22 protein-coding genes are annotated in these 20,515 nt (G+C 63.1%); 15 read left to right on the forward strand and 7 right to left on the reverse strand.

Annotated elements, in window-relative coordinates; all coding sequences use genetic code 11:
- The first annotated feature begins 4 nt into the window (after positions 1 to 4).
- The 4 genes from leuA (at position 5) to EN851_RS11180 (ending at position 5,498) form a co-directional block, all read left to right on the forward strand.
- Positions 5 to 1,735, forward strand: a complete 1,731-nt coding sequence (gene leuA / locus EN851_RS11165) for a 2-isopropylmalate synthase (protein ID WP_135929235.1) — start codon at positions 5 to 7, stop codon at positions 1,733 to 1,735.
- 252 nt (positions 1,736 to 1,987) lie between these two features.
- On the forward strand, positions 1,988 to 3,754 hold the full coding sequence (locus EN851_RS11170) for a hypothetical protein (RefSeq protein ID WP_135865451.1): 1,767 nt from the start codon (positions 1,988 to 1,990) through the stop codon (positions 3,752 to 3,754).
- Between the two features lie 224 nt (positions 3,755 to 3,978).
- The gene (locus EN851_RS11175; protein WP_135918830.1) at positions 3,979 to 4,764 is read left to right on the forward strand and encodes an alpha/beta fold hydrolase; all 786 of its coding nucleotides are present in this window, start codon (positions 3,979 to 3,981) and stop codon (positions 4,762 to 4,764) included.
- A 119-nt stretch (positions 4,765 to 4,883) separates the two neighbouring features.
- Positions 4,884 to 5,498 carry a hypothetical protein gene (locus EN851_RS11180; protein ID WP_135918831.1) on the forward strand — a complete coding sequence of 205 codons (615 nt, stop codon included), beginning with the start codon at positions 4,884 to 4,886 and terminating at the stop codon, positions 5,496 to 5,498.
- Here EN851_RS11180 and EN851_RS11185 read toward each other — a convergent pair.
- A complete protein-coding gene (locus EN851_RS11185; RefSeq protein WP_135929591.1) occupies positions 5,482 to 6,411 on the reverse strand; it encodes a metallophosphoesterase in 930 nt (309 codons plus the stop codon). The two genes, EN851_RS11180 and EN851_RS11185, sit on opposite strands and share 17 nt — an antisense overlap.
- Before the next feature lie 53 nt (positions 6,412 to 6,464).
- On the opposite strand from EN851_RS11185, the gene EN851_RS11190 reads away from it, so the two are divergent.
- Positions 6,465 to 6,962 carry an NUDIX domain-containing protein gene (locus EN851_RS11190; RefSeq protein ID WP_135918832.1) on the forward strand — a complete coding sequence of 166 codons (498 nt, stop codon included), beginning with the start codon at positions 6,465 to 6,467 and terminating at the stop codon, positions 6,960 to 6,962.
- A gap of 1 nt (position 6,963) precedes the next feature.
- On the opposite strand, the gene EN851_RS11195 is transcribed toward EN851_RS11190, so the two are convergent.
- The gene (locus EN851_RS11195; protein WP_135918833.1) at positions 6,964 to 7,956 is read right to left on the reverse strand and encodes a glutathione S-transferase family protein; all 993 of its coding nucleotides are present in this window, start codon (positions 7,954 to 7,956) and stop codon (positions 6,964 to 6,966) included.
- Between the two features lie 267 nt (positions 7,957 to 8,223).
- Here EN851_RS11195 and EN851_RS11200 point away from each other — a divergent pair, with 267 nt between their 5' ends.
- From EN851_RS11200 to EN851_RS11220, 5 genes are all read left to right on the forward strand, one after another.
- On the forward strand, positions 8,224 to 8,748 hold the full coding sequence (locus EN851_RS11200) for an N-acetyltransferase (RefSeq protein ID WP_127280713.1): 525 nt from the start codon (positions 8,224 to 8,226) through the stop codon (positions 8,746 to 8,748).
- Between the two features lie 144 nt (positions 8,749 to 8,892).
- The gene (locus EN851_RS11205) at positions 8,893 to 9,654 is read left to right on the forward strand and encodes a 3-hydroxyacyl-CoA dehydrogenase (RefSeq protein WP_135929236.1); all 762 of its coding nucleotides are present in this window, start codon (positions 8,893 to 8,895) and stop codon (positions 9,652 to 9,654) included.
- Between the two features lie 91 nt (positions 9,655 to 9,745).
- Positions 9,746 to 10,513 (forward strand): HugZ family protein, encoded by a 768-nt coding sequence (locus EN851_RS11210; protein ID WP_135929237.1) that lies wholly within the window; start codon positions 9,746 to 9,748, stop codon positions 10,511 to 10,513.
- A 164-nt stretch (positions 10,514 to 10,677) separates the two neighbouring features.
- Positions 10,678 to 11,022, forward strand: coding sequence for a metalloregulator ArsR/SmtB family transcription factor (locus EN851_RS11215; protein ID WP_127280947.1), 345 nt, complete (start codon positions 10,678 to 10,680; stop codon positions 11,020 to 11,022).
- Between the two features lie 101 nt (positions 11,023 to 11,123).
- Complete coding sequence (locus tag EN851_RS11220) at positions 11,124 to 11,918, forward strand: RNA methyltransferase (RefSeq protein ID WP_135929238.1); 795 nt, start codon at positions 11,124 to 11,126, stop codon at positions 11,916 to 11,918.
- A 50-nt stretch (positions 11,919 to 11,968) separates the two neighbouring features.
- Here the strand turns inward: EN851_RS11220 and EN851_RS11225 are convergent, their stop codons facing one another.
- Both EN851_RS11225 and EN851_RS11230 read right to left on the reverse strand, forming a co-directional pair.
- Positions 11,969 to 13,123, reverse strand: a complete 1,155-nt coding sequence (locus EN851_RS11225) for a hypothetical protein (RefSeq protein ID WP_135918835.1) — start codon at positions 13,121 to 13,123, stop codon at positions 11,969 to 11,971.
- A 156-nt stretch (positions 13,124 to 13,279) separates the two neighbouring features.
- Positions 13,280 to 13,816: an EipA family protein gene (locus EN851_RS11230; RefSeq protein WP_245458768.1), complete on the reverse strand. Its 537-nt coding sequence runs from the start codon at positions 13,814 to 13,816 to the stop codon at positions 13,280 to 13,282.
- A gap of 387 nt (positions 13,817 to 14,203) precedes the next feature.
- Between EN851_RS11230 and EN851_RS11235 the strand changes: the two genes are divergently transcribed.
- Positions 14,204 to 14,833: a histidine phosphotransferase family protein gene (locus EN851_RS11235; RefSeq protein ID WP_127279334.1), complete on the forward strand. Its 630-nt coding sequence runs from the start codon at positions 14,204 to 14,206 to the stop codon at positions 14,831 to 14,833.
- A 246-nt stretch (positions 14,834 to 15,079) separates the two neighbouring features.
- Positions 15,080 to 15,448, forward strand: a complete 369-nt coding sequence (locus EN851_RS11240; protein ID WP_127869813.1) for a response regulator — start codon at positions 15,080 to 15,082, stop codon at positions 15,446 to 15,448.
- Positions 15,449 to 15,577: 129 nt separating this feature from the next.
- Here the strand turns inward: EN851_RS11240 and ctrA are convergent, their stop codons facing one another.
- A complete protein-coding gene (gene ctrA, locus EN851_RS11245) occupies positions 15,578 to 16,273 on the reverse strand; it encodes a cell cycle two-component system response regulator CtrA (RefSeq protein WP_006203583.1) in 696 nt (231 codons plus the stop codon).
- A gap of 450 nt (positions 16,274 to 16,723) precedes the next feature.
- Between ctrA and EN851_RS11250 the strand changes: the two genes are divergently transcribed.
- Positions 16,724 to 17,101: a flagellar export protein FliJ gene (locus EN851_RS11250; protein ID WP_027146385.1), complete on the forward strand. Its 378-nt coding sequence runs from the start codon at positions 16,724 to 16,726 to the stop codon at positions 17,099 to 17,101.
- A gap of 109 nt (positions 17,102 to 17,210) precedes the next feature.
- On the opposite strand, the gene EN851_RS11255 is transcribed toward EN851_RS11250, so the two are convergent.
- Entirely contained in the window at positions 17,211 to 17,609 is a 399-nt protein-coding gene (locus EN851_RS11255; RefSeq protein WP_135929239.1) for a helix-turn-helix domain-containing protein, read from the reverse strand.
- Positions 17,610 to 17,697: 88 nt separating this feature from the next.
- On the opposite strand from EN851_RS11255, the gene EN851_RS11260 reads away from it, so the two are divergent.
- Positions 17,698 to 18,624: an NADP-dependent oxidoreductase gene (locus tag EN851_RS11260; protein WP_135915159.1), complete on the forward strand. Its 927-nt coding sequence runs from the start codon at positions 17,698 to 17,700 to the stop codon at positions 18,622 to 18,624.
- A gap of 70 nt (positions 18,625 to 18,694) precedes the next feature.
- Here EN851_RS11260 and EN851_RS11265 read toward each other — a convergent pair whose 3' ends face one another.
- Positions 18,695 to 18,970, reverse strand: coding sequence for a DUF1153 domain-containing protein (locus EN851_RS11265; RefSeq protein ID WP_006203587.1), 276 nt, complete (start codon positions 18,968 to 18,970; stop codon positions 18,695 to 18,697).
- Positions 18,971 to 19,259: 289 nt separating this feature from the next.
- On the opposite strand from EN851_RS11265, the gene mnmA reads away from it, so the two are divergent.
- A complete protein-coding gene (gene mnmA, locus EN851_RS11270; protein ID WP_127869815.1) occupies positions 19,260 to 20,450 on the forward strand; it encodes a tRNA 2-thiouridine(34) synthase MnmA in 1,191 nt (396 codons plus the stop codon).
- Positions 20,451 to 20,515: the final 65 nt, after the last annotated feature.

Genomic DNA, 20,515 nt, shown 5'->3' on the forward strand with positions numbered 1-20,515 from the left:
GACGATGAACGCACGAGAAGACATCCGCGCCAGCGAGGCCGCGACCGGCAAGCAGGTCGGCCGGGGCATGCCGGACGCAGCCCGAAAATACCAACCTTATCCTACGGTCGGTCTCACCGACCGGACCTGGCCCTCGAAGGTGATCGACAAGGCCCCGATCTGGTGCTCGGTCGACCTGCGCGACGGCAACCAGGCACTGATCGATCCGATGGGCCACGAGCGCAAGGCGCGCATGTTCGCGCTGCTGCTCGACATGGGTTTCGAGGAGATCGAGATCGGCTTCCCGTCGGCTTCGCAAACTGACTTCGACTTCGCCCGCTGGTGCATCGAGGAAGGCAATGTGCCGGCCGATGTGTCATTGCAGGTGCTGGTCCAGTGCCGGCCCGAACTGATCAGCCGCACCTTCGAGGCGCTCAACGGCGCCACCAACCCGATCGTGCATTTCTACAACTCGACCAGCGAATTGCAGCGCCGCGTCGTCTTCGAGAAGGATGTCGGCGGCATCAAGCGCATCGCCACCGACGCCGCCAAGATGATCACCGACATGGCGGCCAAGGCGGGCGGCGGCTACCGTTTCGAATATTCGCCGGAGAGCTTCACCGGCACCGAACTCGAGGTCGCGCTGGAGATTTGCAACGCCGTCACCGAGATCGTCAGGCCGACGCCTGACAACAAGCTGATCATCAACCTGCCGTCGACCGTCGAGATGTCGACGCCCAACATCTATGCCGACCGCATCGAGTGGATGTGCCGCAACCTCGACGCCAGGGAAAGCCTGATCATCTCCCTGCATCCGCACAATGACCGCGGCACCGGCATCGCCACCACCGAACTCGGTCTGATGGCTGGTGCCGACCGCGTCGAAGGCACGCTGTTCGGCAATGGCGAGCGCACCGGCAATGTCGACATCGTCACCTTGGCGCTCAACATGTACACGCAAGGCGTCGATCCGGGCATCGATTGCTCCGACATCAACCGGATGAAGGACGTTTATGAATATTCGAACCAGCTGAAGATTCCCGAGCGCCATCCCTATGTCGGCGAACTCGTCTACACGGCCTTTTCCGGCTCGCACCAGGACGCCATCAACAAGGGCATGAAGGCGCTGAAGAAGGCCAACACGCCGCACTGGGAAGTGCCCTATCTGCCGATCGACCCGGCCGATGTCGGCCGCAGCTACGAGGCGATCATCCGCATCAACTCGCAATCGGGCAAGGGCGGCATCGCCTATGTGCTGCAGGCCGATTACGGCCTCAATCTGCCGCGCAACCTGCAGATCGAGTTCAGCCAGGCGATCCAGGCGATCACCGATGCCGAAGGCAAGGAGGTTCCGGTCAAGCGCATTTACGAGCGCTTCCTCGAGACCTATGTCGACCAGCCGGGCGCGCGGCTGAAATTCCTCGACCACCACACCTATCCCGATACCGAGGTCAAGAGCCGGCGGGTGATCGAGGCGGTCATCCTCGACCACGGCAAGGAAGTGACGATATCAGGCACCGGCACGGGCCCGATCGACGGCTTCGTCGATGCGCTGTCGCGCCATGTCGGCGTCGACATGTCGGTGCTCGATTATTCCGAGCACTCGTTGCAGCGCGGCTCGAACGCGTCGGCCATCTCCTATGTCGAGATGGAATATCCCGGGGGCAAACTGTTCGGCGCCGGCATCAACACCAACATCGTCGCCGCCTCGCTGGAAGCGGTGACGTCAGCGGCGAATCGTATCGTCGGTCGCTAGCATCGGCCGGTCGGCGGCGCGGGAGGCAGGAACAGCTCCCCACGCCGCCATTTTTCAAGCCCTCGAAAGGCTTTGCCTCGACTGGCTGATGTTGGCTCTCACGCCCATGCACTGGCCGATACCGGCAGGCTATTAACCACCGGAGAATTCTCCGGTGAGGTACGCGATCGCATAATGGGTGCAGACTTGTGTGCCGGTGCGGGAACTATATGATCGCACCTCAACCTGTGCCGACTTCGAGAGGATCGACACTTGCAGCATGCCACGCCTGCCGCCCCCGCAGTGCGCGAGACACTAGAGCGACTGCTTGCCAGCGAAACGTTCGGACGATCCGAGCGTGCACGCAAGCTGTTGCGTTATCTTGTCGAGCGCGAACAGGCAGGCGAAGCCGACCGGCTCAAGGGCTTTTCCATTGCCATGGATGTCTTCGGCAAGGATGGCGATTTCGATCCTTCGACCGACGCGGTGGTACGCGTGCAGGCGGGCAGGCTACGCGAGCTGCTGCAGCAATATTTCGCCAATGAAGGCGTCGCGGAGCCGTTTCGCATAGCGATACCGCGCGGCAGCTATGTCCCGGCCTATGAGCTCAACGCGATCCGCTTGCCGGAACCTGCGAAACCCGCCGAGCAGATCGAAGCCGTAGCGGCACCATCCGAGCCCCCCGGTGATGCCATTGCCGCCGCTGCATTGCTGGCACCGGCGGCGGCGCCGGAGCCCTCGGTGGCACGCCATCTCCGTTTCTTCTGGATGGCGATCGCCGTGGTCATAGCCATGCTCGGCGTTCTGATATTGCGTCAGGGCAGCGGTGCGCTGCTGGCAGGCGGCGACCCTGCGGCAACGCTCGAGACCGCGACCCTGACCGGCAGCATCGCGCCGTCGGCCGCCAGCGAGGCTTTGCCGCTGGTCTACATCGCCGTCAAGGCCAGTGGCACGGATGCCAGCCGTGTCGCCGCAACGCTGCGTGCCGGACTGAGCGGCTTCGATACGATCGACTTCATCGGTCGCGACATCGTCAACAAGGCCGATCCGGTCGCTAGCGCGACGAGCTTCATCTTCGATATCCTGCCTGGACCGGATACGGGTGACATCACGATCGAACTGCAGAGCGTGGCCACCGGACGGGTGCTTTTGTCGCGCAACCTGACCGCCGCCGACAGCGCGCCGACCACCGTCGAGAGCCGTATAGCCGGCATCTTGACGTCCGCTCTTCCCGCTTCCGGCACGATCTACGGCTATCTCGAACAGAGCGGCATACAAACCGCCCTCACGCAATGCCTGACGCTCAACGACAAATATTATCTCGACCAGAACGCCAGGACCCACGAGGCCGCCTATCGCTGCCTCGAAACCCTCGCCGAAAACGGCGCCAAATCACCGTTGGTCTATTCGGAAATCGCCTCGCTCCACCTGGAGGCCGTGAACGACCACTACGCCTATCCGCCGGATGCCACGATCGAGAAGGCGATGACATTCGCCCATCGCGCCGTGCAGATGGGGCCGACCAGTCCCTACGCGCATCGTTCCTACGGCTACATCAATTCCCGTCTTGGCAACGCCGACGAGGCGCTGCGCTGGATGCGCAAGGCCTATGACCTCAATCCCTACGATCTCGCCATGGCCGCCGCTTATGGCTACGGGCTGATTTTCGCCGGCCGCTATGCCGAGGGGACGCCGATCCTGGCCCAGGCGGTGGACGCCTCCAGCGGTCATCCGACATGGTGGGATTTTGGACTTTTCGCCGGCGAACTCATGCTTGGCGACACGAACAAGGCCGCGATTGCCAGTTCCTCTTTGAGAACAACCGCAACGAAGTCGCACTATCTTGCCGCCCGGCTGATCGGTGCCAAGATCGCCGGTCAGGACAATCTGGCGCGCAAGCTGGTCGACGAGCTGACCGCCAAATTTCCGAAATTCGCCGCCGACCCGCGCGCGACCTTCATCGACCGGAAATATCCGCCCGATCTGACCGAGCGGCTGGTTGGAGCCCTGCGCGCGGCAGGCCTCGGCAACGCGAGCTGACGTCCTCCGAACAGGACTGTTTGGACCAATCGAATTGTTGGCCGCCGAAAGCAGGTGGCAAAGTCCCGATATGACTGATTTGCCGGCTTTGTCGCGCGAACCCGCGAGATCGAGAGGTCGCAAGCGCTAGTCGTCGTGAAGATTTTACTGGCCATCGTTCTGGACAAGGAGCAAACCACCCGCATTTCCTACCTTGCCGTTCCGCAATAAAGCTCTCAGATTTCATGATCGCATCGCTTCACGCCGCCGAAAAGGGTGTTGGCTCGAAGGCCATCGTCTTGCTGCATGGCTTCGGCGGCTGCCACGATATTTGGCGCGAAGTGATCCCGGCGCTGTCGCCTGCGGTGCGCACACTCGCTTATGATTTGCCGGGGCACGGGCTGTCGCTCGATTTCCCCGGTGCCGGCCCGGCCAAGCTGGCGGCAAGGGCCGTCCTGGCCGATCTCACCGCGCGATCGGTAAAGCGCGTTCATCTGGTCGGCCACTCGATGGGCGGCGCTGTGGCGGCGCTGATGGCGCTGGCCGAGCCCGAGAAGGTGGCGTCGCTGACACTTCTGGCGCCTGGCGGCTTCGGCGCCGAGATCAACGGTCCGCTGTTGCGCCGCTTTGCCGCCGCAAGGGACCCATCCGACATCCAGGCGTGCCTCTCGGCGATGTCGGGACCACAGACGCGGCCCATCGATCACGCCGTGGACGCCCTTGGGGACATGCGCGGGCGGCCCGGCCAGGTCGAGAAACTCATCGAGATCGCTGCCGCCATGACCAGCCAAGACCGGCAGGGCGTCATCCCGCGCGACCGCTTGGAAACACTGACCATGCCGGTGATGGTGGTATGGGGAAGCGATGACCCGATGCTACCCGTTGCCCACACCGACAATCTGCCCGTGCAATTTCATGTGCACCACGTCCCGGGGGCTGGCCATATGCTGATCGAGGAGGCGCCAGAGCTGATCGCCACGATCATCCGGCGCAACATGAACCGCCGTGCCAGGCCCTTGCGCCCGAATTAGCCGAGACCGGCTGGGCCAGCGCGACACCACCCGGGCGCCTCGCCGTCTTGATCGCGCCAGTGCATTTTGCCGGCGGCTGTGTTAACTGCGTGTTAACCAACCCCGCGAGGCAGACGCCGATGAAGGACACAGGCGAGAAGATCGATCCGTCAAGCAAACTGTCCGATGCCATCCGTGACGTGAAGAACGCCTTCGCTGACCGCGACGATGTCGTCGTCGACATGCGCGAGGCGCACCGCATGCGCCTCGACCTCCTGGCCGCGGACCTCGCGCCCGTCTTTGCCGATGTTCCGGCCGACATGGATAATTTCGACTTTGTCGTCTCCTCGGGCCTACAGCCGCGCCTGTGGATCGACGCCGTCAGCCATGTCGCGATGGGGCGCGACCGCCGCACCTACCGCTTCCTCAAGGACACTCGCATTGGCCGTGTCGTGCTTGCCGAATCGACCGAGATGAAGCCGGTCGCCGATTCCGTGACGCGTTATGTCGCCGAGCGCATCGTCGAACGCCGGAGAATGATGGAGGGTGGCGTCGAGCCGGCGGTCGCCGGCATGAGACGCGCCGAGGTCACGGAAGCCGAGCCGCCGCTGCGAGCCTCGACGCAAGGCAAGGGCTGGTCGGCCTTCCTGTCGGGCCTTGGGCTGGTCGCCGCCGGCGGACTTGTTGGTCTCGCGGTGTCGGCGGCGCTGTTGTGGGACCGCGTCTCGGCCATGGTTCTCAACTGGCGACCATAGCCGCGTCGGGCTCGACACCGAGTTCCACGGTCTGCAGATCGGAAGGCGGTATGGACGGTCCGGTCAGGCCGCGTCGCGTCAGGCGGATGCGCCAGTTTCCCTTTTCGCTGTCGATGTCGAACAGATTGTACTGTGCTGCCGGGTGATTGCCGCCCGGCGCCTGGCCGGCGGCGGCGACCCCGACGACCGGGACCTTTGCATCGCGAGGCCCGATCTGGAACAGCGACGGCAGGTGCGAATGGCCGTGCAGCACGAGCTCCGCGCCATGGCGGCGGATGATCTTGTGGAAGCGGGCGATGCCGAACAGCCGCTTGTGCTGGGAGACGGCGCCCCGCACCGGCGGGTGGTGGATCATGATCGCACGGAACAGCCCTTGCTTCGCCGCGCTCTCGAGGATCTTGCCGAGGCGAGCCGCCTGCCCCTCCATGAAGAAGCCATTGGCCATGAAGGGCGCCGTGGCGCGCGCCGTCGAGACGCCGATCAGCGCGACATTGCCGCGCACGCGCAGATAGGGAAATGCATTGCGATCGACCGGCGTGTTGACACCGTCGCCGCTCATCCACGCCGCCCATGACCGGCAGATCTTGTCGAAGGCACCGGGCACATAGGCGTCATGGTTTCCCGGCACGACCGAAACGTCATGCGCCGACCCCAGCGTCTCGAGCCAGTGTTTGGCCATCTCGATCTCGCCGTCGAGCGCCAGGTTGACGAGGTCGCCGGTGACAGCGAGATGGTCCGGGCTTTGCGCCTTGATGTCGGCGACGATGGCGTCGATGACGGCATCGTGCATGTGGCGGCGGCGGTTGCGCTGCCAGTTGACGTAGCCGAGCACGCGCTTGGAGGCGAGATCGCGATAGGATACATCGGGGAGCGGCCCCAGATGGACATCGGAAATATGCGCGAGCCTGAACATTCCTCCTTCATAGGCGACGTGCACGCCGCTTTCCACCCACGGTTTCGCTACTGATGCCGACCGACGACGAAGCCGCGTTCCGCCAGACCGGCTGGGCGGGGTTGAGGGCCCGGCTGTTCCATCTCTATTTCGTGCTGCGGCGGCCGATGACGCTCGGTGTGCGCGGCCTGATCCACGATGCCGCCACCAATTCCGTCTTCCTCATTCGCCACACCTATGTGCCCGGCTGGCAGCTTCCCGGCGGTGGCGTCGAGGTTGGCGAGACGCTGGCCGAGGCGCTGGCCCGCGAACTCGCCGAAGAGGGCAACATCGCCATGGCCGCCACGCCGGTGCTGAAGTCGATGCACTTCAACCGCCGCGCCAGCCGCCGCGACCATGTCGGCTTCTATCTCATCGAAAATTTCAGCCAGACCGCGCCGAAACGGCCCGACCATGAAATCGCCGAGGCCGGCTTTTTTCCACTCGATCGCTTGCCGGAAGGCACCACACCGGCGACGCTGCGGCGGATCGCCGAGGTTTTCCGCGGCGTGCCAGCATCGCCCTATTGGTAGATCAGGCCGCCGCCCTCGCGAACTTCGCCCGATCATGCGGCGCGCCATAGTCAAGCTCCGGTCCCGCCGGCACGATCCGCGTCGGATTGATCGTTTCGTGGCTGCCGTAATAATGCGCCTTGATGTGATGCAGGTTCACCGTCCCCGCCACACCGGGCACCTGATAGAGGTCGCGCAGATAGTTCGACAGGTTCGGATAATCGGCGATGCGGCGCAGGTTGCACTTGAAATGGCCGACATAGACCGGGTCGAAGCGCACCAGAGTGGTAAACAGCCGCCAGTCGGCCTCGGTGATGCGGTCACCCACCAGATAGCGTTGCCTGGACAGGCGGTCCTCCAGCCCATCGAGCGTCGAAAACAGCTCGCCGAACGCTTCTTCATAGGCCGCCTGCGTGGTGGCAAAGCCGGCGCGGTAGACGCCGTTGTTGACGGAGGGATAGACCAGCGCGTTGATCGCGTCGATCTCGCCGCGCAGTGCCTGGGGATAGAAATCGAGGCCGGCATCGCCCCATTGATCGAAGGCTGAGTTGAGCATCCGGATGATTTCGGAGGATTCGTTGGAGACGATGGTCTGTTCCTTTTTGTCCCACAGCACCGGCACCGTCACCCGGCCCGAATAGGCGGAATCCGCCCTGGTGTAGATCTGGTGCAGCAACTCGAGGCCATAGAGCGTGTCGCCGGTGGCGCCGTCCTCGGCGACAAACGTCCAGCCGTTGGCGCCGAGGAAATGATGCACGATCGAGACGGAGATGATGCCTTCGAGCCTCTTCAACGCGCGAAAGATCAGCGTCCGGTGCGCCCAGGGACAAGCGAGCGAAACGTAAAGGTGATAGCGGCCGGGCTCCGCCTTGAAGCCTCGGCCGCGGCCTTCCGCCGGTGCACCGTCGCGCGTGATCCAATCTCGCCACTGCGATTGCGGCCGCACGAACCTGCCACCGCTGTCCTTGGTGTCATACCAGCGGTCTTGCCATTTACCGTCGACCAACAATCCCATGGAATATCCTTTCGCGTTTCCACCTCATGTAGAGCGCGATGCGGCAAGACGGAATTAGTCAGGACTGAACAGATCGTCAATCGATAGGGCCAGCGGACGGGTCGATTGCGGCGGCGCAAAATTGATGCTAGCGGACACTTTGCATGTTCGATTTTGCTTTGATCCGGTTTGACCGACGACGAAAGGGCGCCCGCGCTTGATGAAGCGCTGACTGGCGAATGCTGCCGTTTGCAGCAACCTTTCCTCCTCTACCGGAACGCAAAGACCATGAGCCTTGCCGACGTGAAGTACCTGCCGGAAACCCCGGCGCACGATCCTGAAATCGAAGCAATCAATGACGAGGCCTTCGGGCCCGGCCGTTTCGTGCTGGCCGCCTACAAGATCCGCGAGGCCGGTGGGCATGAGCGTGCTCTGTCCTTTGTCGCGGTCGACGGCGACCTCGTCGTCGCCTCGGTGCGCATGACGCGCATAGCGGCCGGTGCCGGCCGGGCGCTGATGCTTGGGCCGCTCGCGGTACGGCCCGCCTTCAAAAATCTCGGCATCGGCCGCCGGCTGGTGGCGATCGCACTGGAGGCCGCCGCCAAGGCCGGTGCACCCGCCGTGATCCTGGTCGGCGACGAGCCCTATTACGGGCCGCTCGGCTTCAAGCGCATACCGCGCGGCCAGATTTCGATGCCGCGGCCTGTCGACCTCGACCGGCTGCTGTCGCATGAGATCACGCCAGGCGCGGTGGCCAGGCTTTCGGGCGAGGTCGGCCACGCCAGCCAGGCCAGGATCGTCGAGCACGCCTGAAGCAGCTTCGCGAAGGGTATGAACGGGGCTGCGTTCGCCGTTTCTGCAAGACGGCGAACTGCTCCATCTTGACCTCGTCGGTCGATCCGGGCCTGATCCGTCCCCGTCTCATAGGAAGCCCGTTCTCACAGGAAGGATGACGCCATGAATCCCAGCGGCCAGATCGCGATCGTGACCGGCGGCGGCTCCGGCCTTGGCGAGGCAACCGCGCGCGCGCTTGCCGCCAAGGGAGCCCGGGTCGCCATCCTCGATGTCGGCATCGAGCGCGCGGCCAAGGTCGCGGCCGAGATCGGCGGCATCGCCGTCCGGTGCGACGTCGCGAGTGCCGACAGTGGTGCCGCCGCCCTCGCCGATGTCGCCGCCAAGCTGGGCGAGCCGCGCATCCTGGTCAATTGCGCGGGCATCGCCATTGGCGTGAAGACGATCGGCAAGGACGGCCCGCATCCGCTCGACCAGTACCGCAAGGTGATCGAGGTCAATCTGATCGGCACCTTCAACATGATCCGGCTGGTTGCCGACCGTGCCGCGAAACTGGAGCCGCTGCAGGGCGGCGAGCGCGGCGTCATCGTCAACACCGCCTCGGTCGCCGCCTATGACGGCCAGATCGGCCAGGCCGCCTACTCCGCCTCCAAGGGCGGTGTGGTCGGCATGACGCTGCCGGTGGCGCGTGATCTCGCCCGCTCCGGCATCCGGGTCTGCACCATCGCGCCCGGCATCTTCAAGACACCGATGATGGCCGGCATGCCGCAGGAGGTGCAGGATTCGCTGGGCGCCGCGGTGCCCTTCCCGTCACGCCTCGGCGAGCCGTCGGAATATGCCGCGCTTGCGCTGCACATCGTCGAAAACCAGATGCTGAACGGCGAGACCATCCGCCTCGACGGCGCCATCCGCATGGCGCCGAAGTAAGACACGACATGTGTCGGCGCCTGCCCCTTGCCAGATCCGGCATCTTGGCTGATAAGTGGAGCAGGAAAATCAGCTTAGCAGGGCGAGAACCTTGGACGGCCCAAAGAAGGATGTGGTCCGCGAGACCGACGCCGAGGCGATCCGGTTGGCGAAAACGCTCCTGCGCGGTGCCCGTTTCGGCGCCCTGGCGGTGCTGGAACCACGGACCGGGGCGCCGCTGGCGAGCCGGGCCGGCGTCGCGACCGACATCGACGGCGCGCCGCTTATTCTGGTGTCGATGCTCGCGGCGCACACGTCGGCGCTGCTTGCCGATCCGCGTTGCTCCCTGCTGCTTGGCGAACCCGGCAAAGGTGATCCGCTGGCGCATCCGCGGCTGACGCTGGTCTGTCAGGCATCGCGGCTGGAGCGCGGCTCGCAGGCGCATGCCCGCGCCGAGCGCCGCTATCTCAACCGCAATCCCAAGGCGAGCCTCTATGCCGGGCTCGGCGACTTTTCGATCTTTCGCCTGGAGCCGCAACGCGCCAGCCTCAACGGCGGGTTCGGCAAGGCCTATCTGCTCGAACGGGCCGACCTCCTCACCAATGGGCCCATCATCGAGGAACTTGCCGGAAGCGAACAATCGGCCGTCGAGCACATGAATGCCGACCATCTCGACGCGATCGCCATCTATGCCCGTCATTTCGCCAAGGCACCTGGTGATGGCTGGACGATCGCCGGTTTGGACGCCGATGGCATGGATCTGGTGTCGGGGGACAATGTCTGCCGGGTATTCTTCCCGCAACCGCTGGTAAAGGCTTCGGAATTACGTCCCGCCCTGGTCGAAATGGCCAGGATCGGCAGGGCCGCATCGGAGGCATAAGACGAAACTAAATTGCATTTGATCAAAAGCAACCCTTGAGATTTGAAAGAAATGTTCTAGGCTTAGCTGTGGTGCTGACTCGTCGGCACCTTCACAAGTGAATTTATGGATTCAGGCACCATTGCCCCCATGGCGCCTCGATGAGCAAACAGCATGGGGCATCAATGGTCTCGACAAAGCTAATCGCGAACGCCGAATCGGCTGCCGAATTTCTGATGCTGATGGGCAACGAAAAACGGCTGTTGATCATGAGCTATCTGATCGACGGTGAAATGTCGGTCGGCGCCATCGCCGAAAAGGTGATGCTCAGCCAATCCGCCCTCTCGCAGCACCTGGCCAAGTTGCGGGCGCTCGACCTCGTGGACACCCGCCGCGATCGTCAGATGATCTACTATTCCTGCAAATCCGATGCGGTGCGCGAACTGCTCGCCGTGCTGGACGGCATCTTCGGCAGCAGCAAGGAAGATCTGTCCCAGATGGCGCAGAGATTGCGCCGCGCCGGGACTTGACCGGACGCTGCCACGGCCGTTTACCTCGCTGACGATTTCCGGAGCGTGGCTCATGTGTCTTTCGCGGCACACGAGCCACGCTCTTTATTGTTGAGCGGGACATGGACCCAATTCGCATCGACGATCCACGCGACCCACGTGTCGCGGCCTATCTTGATATCCGCGAGCGCGACCTGGCCGGCCGGCAAGGCCGCTTCGTCGCAGAAGGCAAGGTGGTGCTCGACCTGCTTTTGTCGTCGAGCCGCTTCAGCGCCGAATCCATCCTGGTCTTGGAAAACCGGCTTGGCGGCCTGGAGGACATACTGCGCAAGACACGAACGGACCTGCCGGTCTATGTCGTCGCCGGCGCGGTGATGGACGCGATCGCCGGATTCCACATGCATCGCGGCATCCTGGCCATCGGCCGCAAGGAGACACCCCTGCCGTCTGGGTCATTGCTGGATGCCTTGCCCGCTCAAGCCCTGGTCGTGGTGCTTGTCGGCATCGCCAACCATGACAATATGGGCTCGATCTTCCGCAACGCCGCCGCTTTCGGCGCCGATGCGGTGTTGATGGACGCGACATGCTGCGATCCGCTGTACCGCAAGGCGATCCGGGTTTCGGTCGGCGCCGCGCTCAAGATCCCTTTCGCGTTCTTCGCCGACACGGCGGACTTCACGGCGGATCTCGATCGGCGAGGTTACGACCAGTTCGCGCTGTCGCCGCGCGGCCGGATCGACATACGCGATGCACGGCGCGGCGAGCGCCTGGCGCTCTATCTCGGCACCGAGGGCGAAGGCCTGCCCGAAAGCCTGCTTGCCCGCTTGCAAACCGTGCGGATCACCATGTCGAATGGCTTCGACAGCTTGAACGTCGCTGCCGCCTCGGCCATCGCCCTGCATCATTTCTCGCGCTGACGGGCGCCGTCTGAGGCCAAGACGCCGGCAGGCTGCCAGCCCGCACCGCGTCAGTTGGCTTCCGCCTTCTGCAAGGCGCGCACGCGGTCGGCGAGACTGCGGTCGTGGCCGGCGGAGCGGTTGTCCTGCGGTGCCGCCAGCGCCTTGGCGATCGGTGAATCCGGTCCTTCGAGCTTGGCTGTCAGGTGGACGACCTCCGCCGCCAGTTCGTTCATCTGCTCACGCAGCGCGGCGCCATTGCCATTCGTCAAACCCGACGATGCCACAGCGCCGAGATCCGCCTTAAGCCGCTTGTTCTCCCGCGCCAGCGCCGTCAGCCTGGCCTCCAGCCGCTCGCGGTCGCTGTCGAGCTTGGCAATCGCGCGGTCCATGTCGTCGCGCTCGCCTGCCTCGTCATGCCGGTCCGACTCATCGGGCTTGCCAACCAGCCGCAAGGCTGGGGCGCCGTCCTCGGCTTTCGTTTTTTCCCGCAACCGCGCCAACTCCTTTTCGCGCCGATCAAGCTTGTCCTCACGGTCGGCGAGCGTTGCCAGCAGCCGCTCGACCTTCTTGTCGAGTTCGGCGGCCCTTTTCTTTTCGGCCTTCAAGGCATCGCGCGCGGCCTTGCTTTCGGCCGCGATCTCCTGGCCGCGCCGATCCGCTTCCTTGCGCTGGCCACGCAGCAGCGAGATGTCGCTGGCGAGCTTCTGCAATTCGGATTCGCGGGCCACGAGTTCGATCTGGCGGCTGCTGGAGGCAAAACTGGCGTCGTCATACATGCGCTCCAGCTTCTCGAGCTCGAGCGCCCGCCTTTCCAGCTTTCGTTCGGTTTCCTTGAGCCGCTCCGAAAGCTGATGCAGTTCCTCTTCGCGCCGCCGCAACGCTTCGCCCTTGGCGCCGAGTTCGGCGAGCGCGTGGTCCTTTTCCGCGCGCTCGACCGCGAGCCCCTTCAGCGCCTCGCGGCCCCGGTTGATCTCGACGAGCTGTTCGGCCACCTTTTCGCGCAGCGTCTTGACGTTGATTTCGAGCCGCCGCGTCGTCATGGCGTACTCGGCCCTGACCCGGTCCTTGTCGGCCTGGATCTCGGCTTGCGTCAGCGGGATGGAGGCCTCGATGCGCCTGCGGGTCAGGGCGACGGCGCGCCGCCAGACGGCCGGAGCCACCATCAGCGCCAGAAAGCCGGCACAGAGAAAGCCGAGGGCAAAGAACAGGACCGACTGAACCAAAGGACTACCCGTTATCGACGACAACTTGGAAGGCTGGACTGTGCCATCTTGGCATGGCGGAAATCCGGCACCGCGGCAAGGGCTTGCCGCGGCTCATTCGGGGCGTGGGCTCGGGAATCCGGTCAAACTGTCCGCGATTCGATCATGTTGGACAGATCAGAACGGGTTCCAGGTCGCCCGCTCGGTCAGTTTCAGATAGCCGAGATTGACGCCGAGCCGGGCGCCGACGCCGGTACGGATCGGCACCAGCAGCACATTGTTGTTCTTCAGCACGTTGAAGCCGACACCCGCCACCACATAGGCCGAACCGGCGACGCCGCCATAGCGATTGTAGAGGTTGCCGACATCGTCGAGATTGTAGACCAGCATCATCACGCGTGACCCCTCGCCGCCGAAATCCCAGCCCAGCGACGGGCCTTGCCAGAACACTTTGTGATCGCCGGCATTCTTGGTGTAGAGCGTGCCTTCGCCATAGGTCAGGCCGCCGATCAGCGCACCGGATCCCTCCTCGCCGAGCAGATAGCCATTGGGCAGACCGTAGGAGGCGAAAATCTTCTCCACGACGGTGGCCAACCCGCCCGACGTCGCGCCGAAGAACTTGTGGCCGGAATCGATAATTTCCTGAGCGGTGTACTCCTGGGCCCGCAAGGGCGATGTCGTGAAGACGAGAACGCCCATGAGCGTGATCGCCATTGAGAGGACGCGGAGAAAACTCCGGTCATAGAATCGGGAAAACATGCTTCCAATCTCCGTCATGAAGCACTTTCGCCGACGCCTCGCATCCGTACGGCTCTTTTTAGGCGGCCGTTAAGGATGACTGTTAGGGGCAAACTATGCCGTAATCCTTTTTCAACCATTAAATTCCCACATGAAGATGGCGGTTCGAAGGCTGTTTGGGGAGCGCGCGGGGCCGGCAGCCTGGGCGAACACGCCATTTGCCCCGACGACAATCTTGGATTTGTTGCTGTACGAACGAGTGCTGTGTATTCAGAAAGCCTCGGGTTGGAACGTGATTCGTGTGGGTAGCGCGATAGCAGGTCGCCCGGTCACGACTAGTGGAATTTGCAGGGATTTTCACCGATGGCCGATCTGTTCACCCTCACCGCCCCCGATCTGGCGGCGCTCTTGTGCAGCCGCGTCTGCCACGACATCATCTCGCCGGTCGGCGCGATCAACAACGGGCTTGAACTGCTCGACGAAGGTGGTGCCGACGAAGACGCCATGCGGCTGATCCGCCAGAGCGCAAAGAACGCCTCCGCCCGTTTGCAGTTCGCCCGGATCGCCTTCGGCGCCGCCGGCTCGGCCGGCATGATGATTGACACCGGAGATGCCGAGGCCGTCGCCATCGCCTTCCTCAAGAACGAAAAGCCGGAATTGGTCTGGAACGGCATCCGCGCGCTGCTGCCCAAGAACAAGGTCAAGCTGCTGCTCAACCTGCTCCTGGTTGCCAATGCCGCCATTCCGCGCGGCGGCAAGCTGGTGGTGACGCTCGAAAATCTCGAAACCGAGCCGCGTTTTTCGCTTTCGGCAAGCGGGCCGATGCTGCGTGTGCCGCCGAAATTCCTCGAACTGCATTCCGGTCACAAGCCGGAGGAGCCGATCGACGCGCATTCGGTGCAGCCCTATTACACGCTGCTGCTGGCCCGCGAGGCCAACATGACGATTTCGATCCATGCGACGGCTGAAGAAATCGTCCTTTCGGCGGCCTGAAATCGGCGCTGGCAGCGCGATCGAACAAAGTATTTCAATCTGAAATATTTCATTGACACCCCAATCGGGGGCGATGAACTTTGCCAGCTCGGCAACGCCGAAGCATCCGCAAGGAAAAGCGCGTCGAACGGTATCTTTGCAAAAATTTTACCTAACGGCTTTTTGGCTTCTTTACCAGATCGGTCTAGGCTACGCCGCAGATGCCCCGCACGACCGGATTGCCAAAGGGCAAAGAGGACCCGGAAAATGAAACGCTGCATGTTCGTCGACGATTCAAGCGTCATCAGGAAGGTCGCAAAACGCATCCTGGGCGGTTCCGACATGATGGTCATCGAGGCAGCCAGCGGGCTTGACGCACTGGAGATGTGCGCGGCCGACATGCCCGACATCATCGTCGTCGACGGCGCCCTGCCGGACATGCAGGCGATCGACCTCATCCGGCGCGTGCGCGCCATGGAAAGCCCGATCAAGCCGCAGATCCTGATCTCGCTGGTCGAACTCGATATCGCGTCAATCATGCGCGCCAAGCGCGCCGGCGCCCAGGGCTATCTGTTGAAGCCCTTCAATCGCCCGCAACTGCTCGAGCGCTTTCGCGCCTTGAAGATCGCTGCCTGAACGCTGTTCCAGAAGAACCGCGGCGGCCGGCCGTCTGTCCGGCAGTGCGCAAAAACAAATGATTGTCGGCCTACAATGCAAAAACCCGGCCATGGCCGGGTTTTTTTAGAAAAGCTCTGCCGGCTGCGCTCAGGCGCTGACGCGGATGTCTTCCGGTTCGCGCAGCACATAGCCGCGACCCCAGACGGTCTCGATGTAGTTCTGGCCACCGGAAGCGGCGTCGAGCTTCTTGCGCAGCTTGCAGATGAAGACGTCGATGATCTTCAGTTCCGGCTCGTCCATGCCGCCATAGAGGTGATTGAGGAACATTTCCTTGGTGAGCGTGGTGCCCTTGCGCAGCGAGAGCAGCTCCAGCATCTGGTATTCCTTGCCGGTCAGGTGCACGCGCTGGCCACCGACCTCGACGGTCTTGGCGTCAAGGTTGACCACCAGATCGCCCGTGGTGATGACCGACTGGGCGTGCCCCTTGGAGCGGCGCACGATGGCATGAATGCGCGCCACCAGCTCGTCCTTGTGGAACGGCTTGGTCATGTAGTCGTCCGCGCCGAAGCCGAGGCCGCGTACCTTGTCCTCGATGCCAGCCATGCCGGAGAGGATGAGGATGGGCGTCTTTACCTTGGAGAGGCGAAGCGTTCTCAAGACCTCGTAGCCGGACATGTCGGGCAGGTTGAGGTCGAGAAGGATGATGTCGTAGTCGTAGAGCTTGCCCAGATCGACACCCTCTTCGCCGAGGTCCGTCGTATAGACATTGAAACTTTCCGATTTCAGCATCAGCTCGATGCTTTGTGCGGTTGCACTGTCATCTTCTATCAGCAGAACACGCATTTCATTCCCCTTTTCTGCCGCCGGACCATTTCACGACCCGTCCTGCCCCGGAGCAGTGGTTGCCTTGTAGAGAGGCTGCCATCGAATGGTTAACAAAACCTAATTTCCCGTTCATTACGGTATCAGATTTTTTAACCCCTTTCTACACCCTCTTGAATCTAATAACGAATCACAGACCAAAATTCCTAATGCGACACATTAATAACCTGGACTAAGTGACTCCAGGGACTCATCGACGCGGCTTCGCTTCGGCGGCCGGAATTTTTACCCGGCCTTAAGCCCTGACCCGTATGATTAACAATGCCCGTAAACGAATGGTTACCGTCGGCAAAAAACTTTAGGGTTTTGTTTCCCATAGTGCGGGGAAAGCCGGTGGATACGGGCAGTGCTTGGCCTTTCCAAGTGGTTTGGACGATATGTGCGGGTGTGCGTTTCCGGGAGTACCGAATCATGAAGTCACGTGAAAACCTCGTCCGGCTGAAGCAGTTTCAGGTGAATGAGAAGCGGCGGCAGATGCTGCAGCTCGACATGATGATCGCCGAGTTCGAGCGCATGGCCGTCGAACTGGAGCTTCAGATCACCGCCGAGGAAAAGAAAGCCGGCATCACCGATATCAACCATTTCGCCTATCCGACCTTCGCCAAGGCGGCGCGTCTGCGCCGCGACAATCTCAGGAACTCGCAAGGCGACCTCGCCCAGCAGCGAAGCGCCGCCGAATCATTACTCGGCGAAGCTGAAGCGGAGCTTTCCAAGGCTGAGATGCTGGAATCGCGCGATACTAAGATTCGCGAGGCCGAAACCGGCGGCCGCAGCGCCATGATCGGCTGAACCGGCCGACATCGGCGCTATTCGGCACGCGCACAAGCGCGCCCGCTGTCGGGACGGCAGCCTGAACCAGCGCCGGCTGGCGCCGCGAAGTGCTGCTGGCGCACAAGACCTAGGCCGCCCAGTCCGCCTCATTTCCGTTGGTCGCCCTTGCCCGGGCATCCTTGATATCGGGCGTATGCTGCTCCGCCCACGATCTGATCTGGGTAAGCAGTTCCGCCAGGTTCTGGCCGAGCTCGGTCAGTTCATATTCCACGTGTGGCGGAATGACCGGATAGACCTCTCGCCGCACCAGGCCGTCACGTTCCAGCACACGCAAGGTCTGGGTCAGCATCTTGGGCGTGATGCCTTCGAGCTTGCGGGCAAGCGCACCATTGCGCATCCGGCCTTTGCGCAGCGCGCAGACAACCAGATAGACCCATTTGCTGGCCAGCATTTCCAAAACGGTGTGCGACGGACATGTCCGCCGGAACGCGTCATAGCCAAAGGGGGAGTCGCAATCACTATCCATAAGGTACCTATATATCAGAGAGGTACATACTAGACAATAGGTCTTTACTCTCCAAATGATAGTGGCATCGATCAACAGGAGAGATTTCATGCGTGCCGTTACCCAGAATGCCGTCGGCGGACCCGACGTTCTTGTCATCGCCGAATTGCCCGATCCCACGCCGAAGGCCGGCGAGGTGCTGGTCCGCGTCAAGGCGGCCGGCATCAATCCCGTCGATGGCGCGGTGCGCGCCGGCAACTATCCGCTGCTCGGCGAGCCGCCTTTCATCCTTGGCTGGGATATTTCGGGGACGGTCGAGGCACTGGGCGCCGGCGTCACCAGCGTCAAGGTCGGCGACGACGTGTTCGGCATGCCGCGCTTTCCCAAGCAGGCCGCGGCCTACGCCGAACTGGCGGCCGTGCCGGCCGATGAGATCGCGCCGAAGCCGAAGAGGGCGGACCACATCCGGGCCGGCGCATTGCCGCTGGCCGGTCTCACCGCCTGGCAAGGCCTTGTCCGCCATGGCGCACTGCAATCAGGCCAACGCGTGCTGGTGCACGCCGGAGCTGGCGGCGTTGGCCATCTGGCCGTGCAGATCGCCAAGGCGCGTGGTGCTTACGTCGTTGCCACGACCAGCCCGGGCAAGCTCGACTTCGTGCGCAAGCTGGGCGCCGATGAGGTGATCGACTACACCAAGGGTGATTTCACCAGCCAGATCAGCGACATCGACCTGGTGCTGGAGCCGCTGGGCGGCGACCATGCCGATCGCTCCCTGAAGGTGCTGAAGCCCGGCGGCGTGCTGGTGTCATTGCTCAATGTCAACGACGCCACGCGCGCCGACGCCAGTTCGCGCGATATCAGGGTCGAGCGCCTGTCGGTGATGCCCGACCGCGAGGGCCTGCTCGAGCTCGCTGGGTTGATCGACGCGCAAAAGCTTGCCGTCCACGTGGCCAGGACTTTTCCGCTCGACCAGGCGGGAGCCGCCCACGCCTTTCTCGCCACCAGGCCGATCGGCAAGGTGGCACTGACGATCTGAGCGGCGACACCGTCGCTCCGAAAGAAAAAGGGCGCGGCTTGCCGCGCCCTTTGATCGTGGTGAGGCCGGCCTAGTGCCGGTATTGCTGGATACGCGTGGTGCGCAGCCCGGCAAGGCCGTATTCGTCGATCGACGCTTGCCAGGACAGGAATTCCTCCGTGGTCAGCTTGTAGCGCTGGCATGCCTCTTCAAGGCTCAAAAGTCCGCCGCGCACCGCTGCAACCACTTCCGCCTTACGCCGGATGACCCAGCGACGCGTGTTCGTCGGCGGCAGATCGGCAATCGTAAGCGGGCTGCCGTCAGGCCCGATAACATATTTGACTCTAGGTCTAACCAGATCGGTCATCGTACTCTCTACAAAAAACTCAAAGACCCAATCCCCGCCACGTTACCGCCACAGCTTTAAAAATTGCCTAAGCAGACCCTAATGACTAGGTAAGGATCGTGAACGCCGCGTTAGTCTTTTAGCGGGCATTTGAAATATGCGGCTGGAAGCCCTGTTTTGGCCGGGAGAAATGTATCCATTCGCAGCGTTCGCGACGCGCCGCCGGTCGCCCTGCAAGCTGGCGCAGCAGGAAAGCTTGACCTATATTCTCGACATTGGCATTCAGACGCCGCGTTAGAATGAAAGCACCATGAACAGCCTCGACCTTCCCGGACGCCCAGAAAACACCCGCATCGTCGTCGCCATGTCGGGCGGCGTCGATTCATCCGTGGTCGCCGGCCTGCTGAAGCGCGAGGGCTACGATGTCGTCGGCGTCACCTTGCAGCTCTATGATCATGGTGCGGCAACGCATCGGGCCGGATCATGCTGCGCCGGCCAGGATATCGACGATGCCCGCCGCGTCTCCGAGACGCTGGGCATTCCCCACTATGTGCTCGATTATGAGGAGCGGTTCCGCAAGGCGGTCATCGACCCCTTCGCCGAGAGCTATGTCGCCGGCGAAACGCCCATTCCTTGCGTTTCCTGCAACCAGACGGTCAAGTTCGCCGATCTCCTGGCCACGGCCAAGGATCTCGGCGCCGATGCGCTCGCCACCGGCCACTACATCCGCTCCGGCGCCAATGGTGGCCACCGCGCCCTCTACCGGCCGGTCGACGCCGACCGCGACCAGAGCTATTTCCTGTTCGCCACCACGCAGGCGCAGATCGACTATCTGCGCTTTCCGCTTGGCGGCCTGTCGAAGCCGCAGGTTCGCGCCATCGCCGAGGAGATGGGGCTGACGGTCGCCGCCAAGCAGGACAGTCAGGACATCTGCTTCGTGCCGCAGGGCAAATATTCCGACATCATCGCCAAGCTGAAGCCGGCCGCCGCCAATCCGGGCGACATCGTCCATATCGACGGCCGCGTGCTTGGCCGCCACGAGGGCATATTGCGCTACACGATCGGCCAGCGCCGTGGCATCGGCATCGCATCGGGCGAGCCGCTCTATGTCGTCCATCTCGATGCCGAGCGCGCCCGCGTCGTCGTCGGCCCGCGCGAGGCGCTGGAGACGCACAAGATCTATCTGCGCAACATGAACTGGCTGGGAGACGGCGCACTCGCCGATGTTCCCGCTGGCGGCATCGAGTTGTTCGCCAAGGTGCGCTCGACCAGGCCGCCACGGCCGGCGGTGCTGCGCCACGAGGCAGGCGTGACCTCGGTCGAACTGGCCGATGGTGAATCGGGCATCGCGCCCGGACAGGCCTGCGTGCTCTATTCCGACGACGGCAACGAGGCCCGCGTCTTCGGCGGCGGCTTCATCGAGCGTTCCGAGCGCGGCGCCGAGGCCGAGGCGATGCTGAACCGGCTCGCCGCCAAGCCGGCGCGGGTGCCCGCCGAATAACACCCTCTCAAAGACCGTTTCGAAATCCACTTTAGGCAGCCATCAGATGGCCGCCCCAGTAGAAT

Source organism: Mesorhizobium sp. M8A.F.Ca.ET.208.01.1.1 (genome assembly GCF_004791315.1).
Taxonomy (GTDB): domain Bacteria; phylum Pseudomonadota; class Alphaproteobacteria; order Rhizobiales; family Rhizobiaceae; genus Mesorhizobium.

What these genes read in the sequence shown, in the direction of transcription:
- leuA (WP_135929235.1), top strand. Translation starts at nt 5, where the DNA reads ATGAACGCACGAGAAGACATCCGCGCCAGCGAGGCCGCGACCGGCAAG.
- EN851_RS11175 (WP_135918830.1), top strand. Translation starts at nt 3,979, where the DNA reads ATGATCGCATCGCTTCACGCCGCCGAAAAGGGTGTTGGCTCGAAGGCC.
- EN851_RS11180 (WP_135918831.1), top strand. Translation starts at nt 4,884, where the DNA reads ATGAAGGACACAGGCGAGAAGATCGATCCGTCAAGCAAACTGTCCGAT.
- EN851_RS11185 (WP_135929591.1), bottom strand. Translation starts at nt 6,411, where the DNA reads ATGTTCAGGCTCGCGCATATTTCCGATGTCCATCTGGGGCCGCTCCCC.
- EN851_RS11190 (WP_135918832.1), top strand. Translation starts at nt 6,465, where the DNA reads ATGCCGACCGACGACGAAGCCGCGTTCCGCCAGACCGGCTGGGCGGGG.
- EN851_RS11195 (WP_135918833.1), bottom strand. Translation starts at nt 7,956, where the DNA reads ATGGGATTGTTGGTCGACGGTAAATGGCAAGACCGCTGGTATGACACC.
- EN851_RS11200 (WP_127280713.1), top strand. Translation starts at nt 8,224, where the DNA reads ATGAGCCTTGCCGACGTGAAGTACCTGCCGGAAACCCCGGCGCACGAT.
- EN851_RS11205 (WP_135929236.1), top strand. Translation starts at nt 8,893, where the DNA reads ATGAATCCCAGCGGCCAGATCGCGATCGTGACCGGCGGCGGCTCCGGC.
- EN851_RS11215 (WP_127280947.1), top strand. Translation starts at nt 10,678, where the DNA reads ATGGTCTCGACAAAGCTAATCGCGAACGCCGAATCGGCTGCCGAATTT.
- EN851_RS11220 (WP_135929238.1), top strand. Translation starts at nt 11,124, where the DNA reads ATGGACCCAATTCGCATCGACGATCCACGCGACCCACGTGTCGCGGCC.
- EN851_RS11230 (WP_245458768.1), bottom strand. Translation starts at nt 13,816, where the DNA reads ATGGCGATCACGCTCATGGGCGTTCTCGTCTTCACGACATCGCCCTTG.
- EN851_RS11235 (WP_127279334.1), top strand. Translation starts at nt 14,204, where the DNA reads ATGGCCGATCTGTTCACCCTCACCGCCCCCGATCTGGCGGCGCTCTTG.
- EN851_RS11240 (WP_127869813.1), top strand. Translation starts at nt 15,080, where the DNA reads ATGAAACGCTGCATGTTCGTCGACGATTCAAGCGTCATCAGGAAGGTC.
- ctrA (WP_006203583.1), bottom strand. Translation starts at nt 16,273, where the DNA reads ATGCGTGTTCTGCTGATAGAAGATGACAGTGCAACCGCACAAAGCATC.
- EN851_RS11250 (WP_027146385.1), top strand. Translation starts at nt 16,724, where the DNA reads ATGAAGTCACGTGAAAACCTCGTCCGGCTGAAGCAGTTTCAGGTGAAT.
- EN851_RS11255 (WP_135929239.1), bottom strand. Translation starts at nt 17,609, where the DNA reads ATGGATAGTGATTGCGACTCCCCCTTTGGCTATGACGCGTTCCGGCGG.
- EN851_RS11260 (WP_135915159.1), top strand. Translation starts at nt 17,698, where the DNA reads ATGCGTGCCGTTACCCAGAATGCCGTCGGCGGACCCGACGTTCTTGTC.
- EN851_RS11265 (WP_006203587.1), bottom strand. Translation starts at nt 18,970, where the DNA reads ATGACCGATCTGGTTAGACCTAGAGTCAAATATGTTATCGGGCCTGAC.
- mnmA (WP_127869815.1), top strand. Translation starts at nt 19,260, where the DNA reads ATGAACAGCCTCGACCTTCCCGGACGCCCAGAAAACACCCGCATCGTC.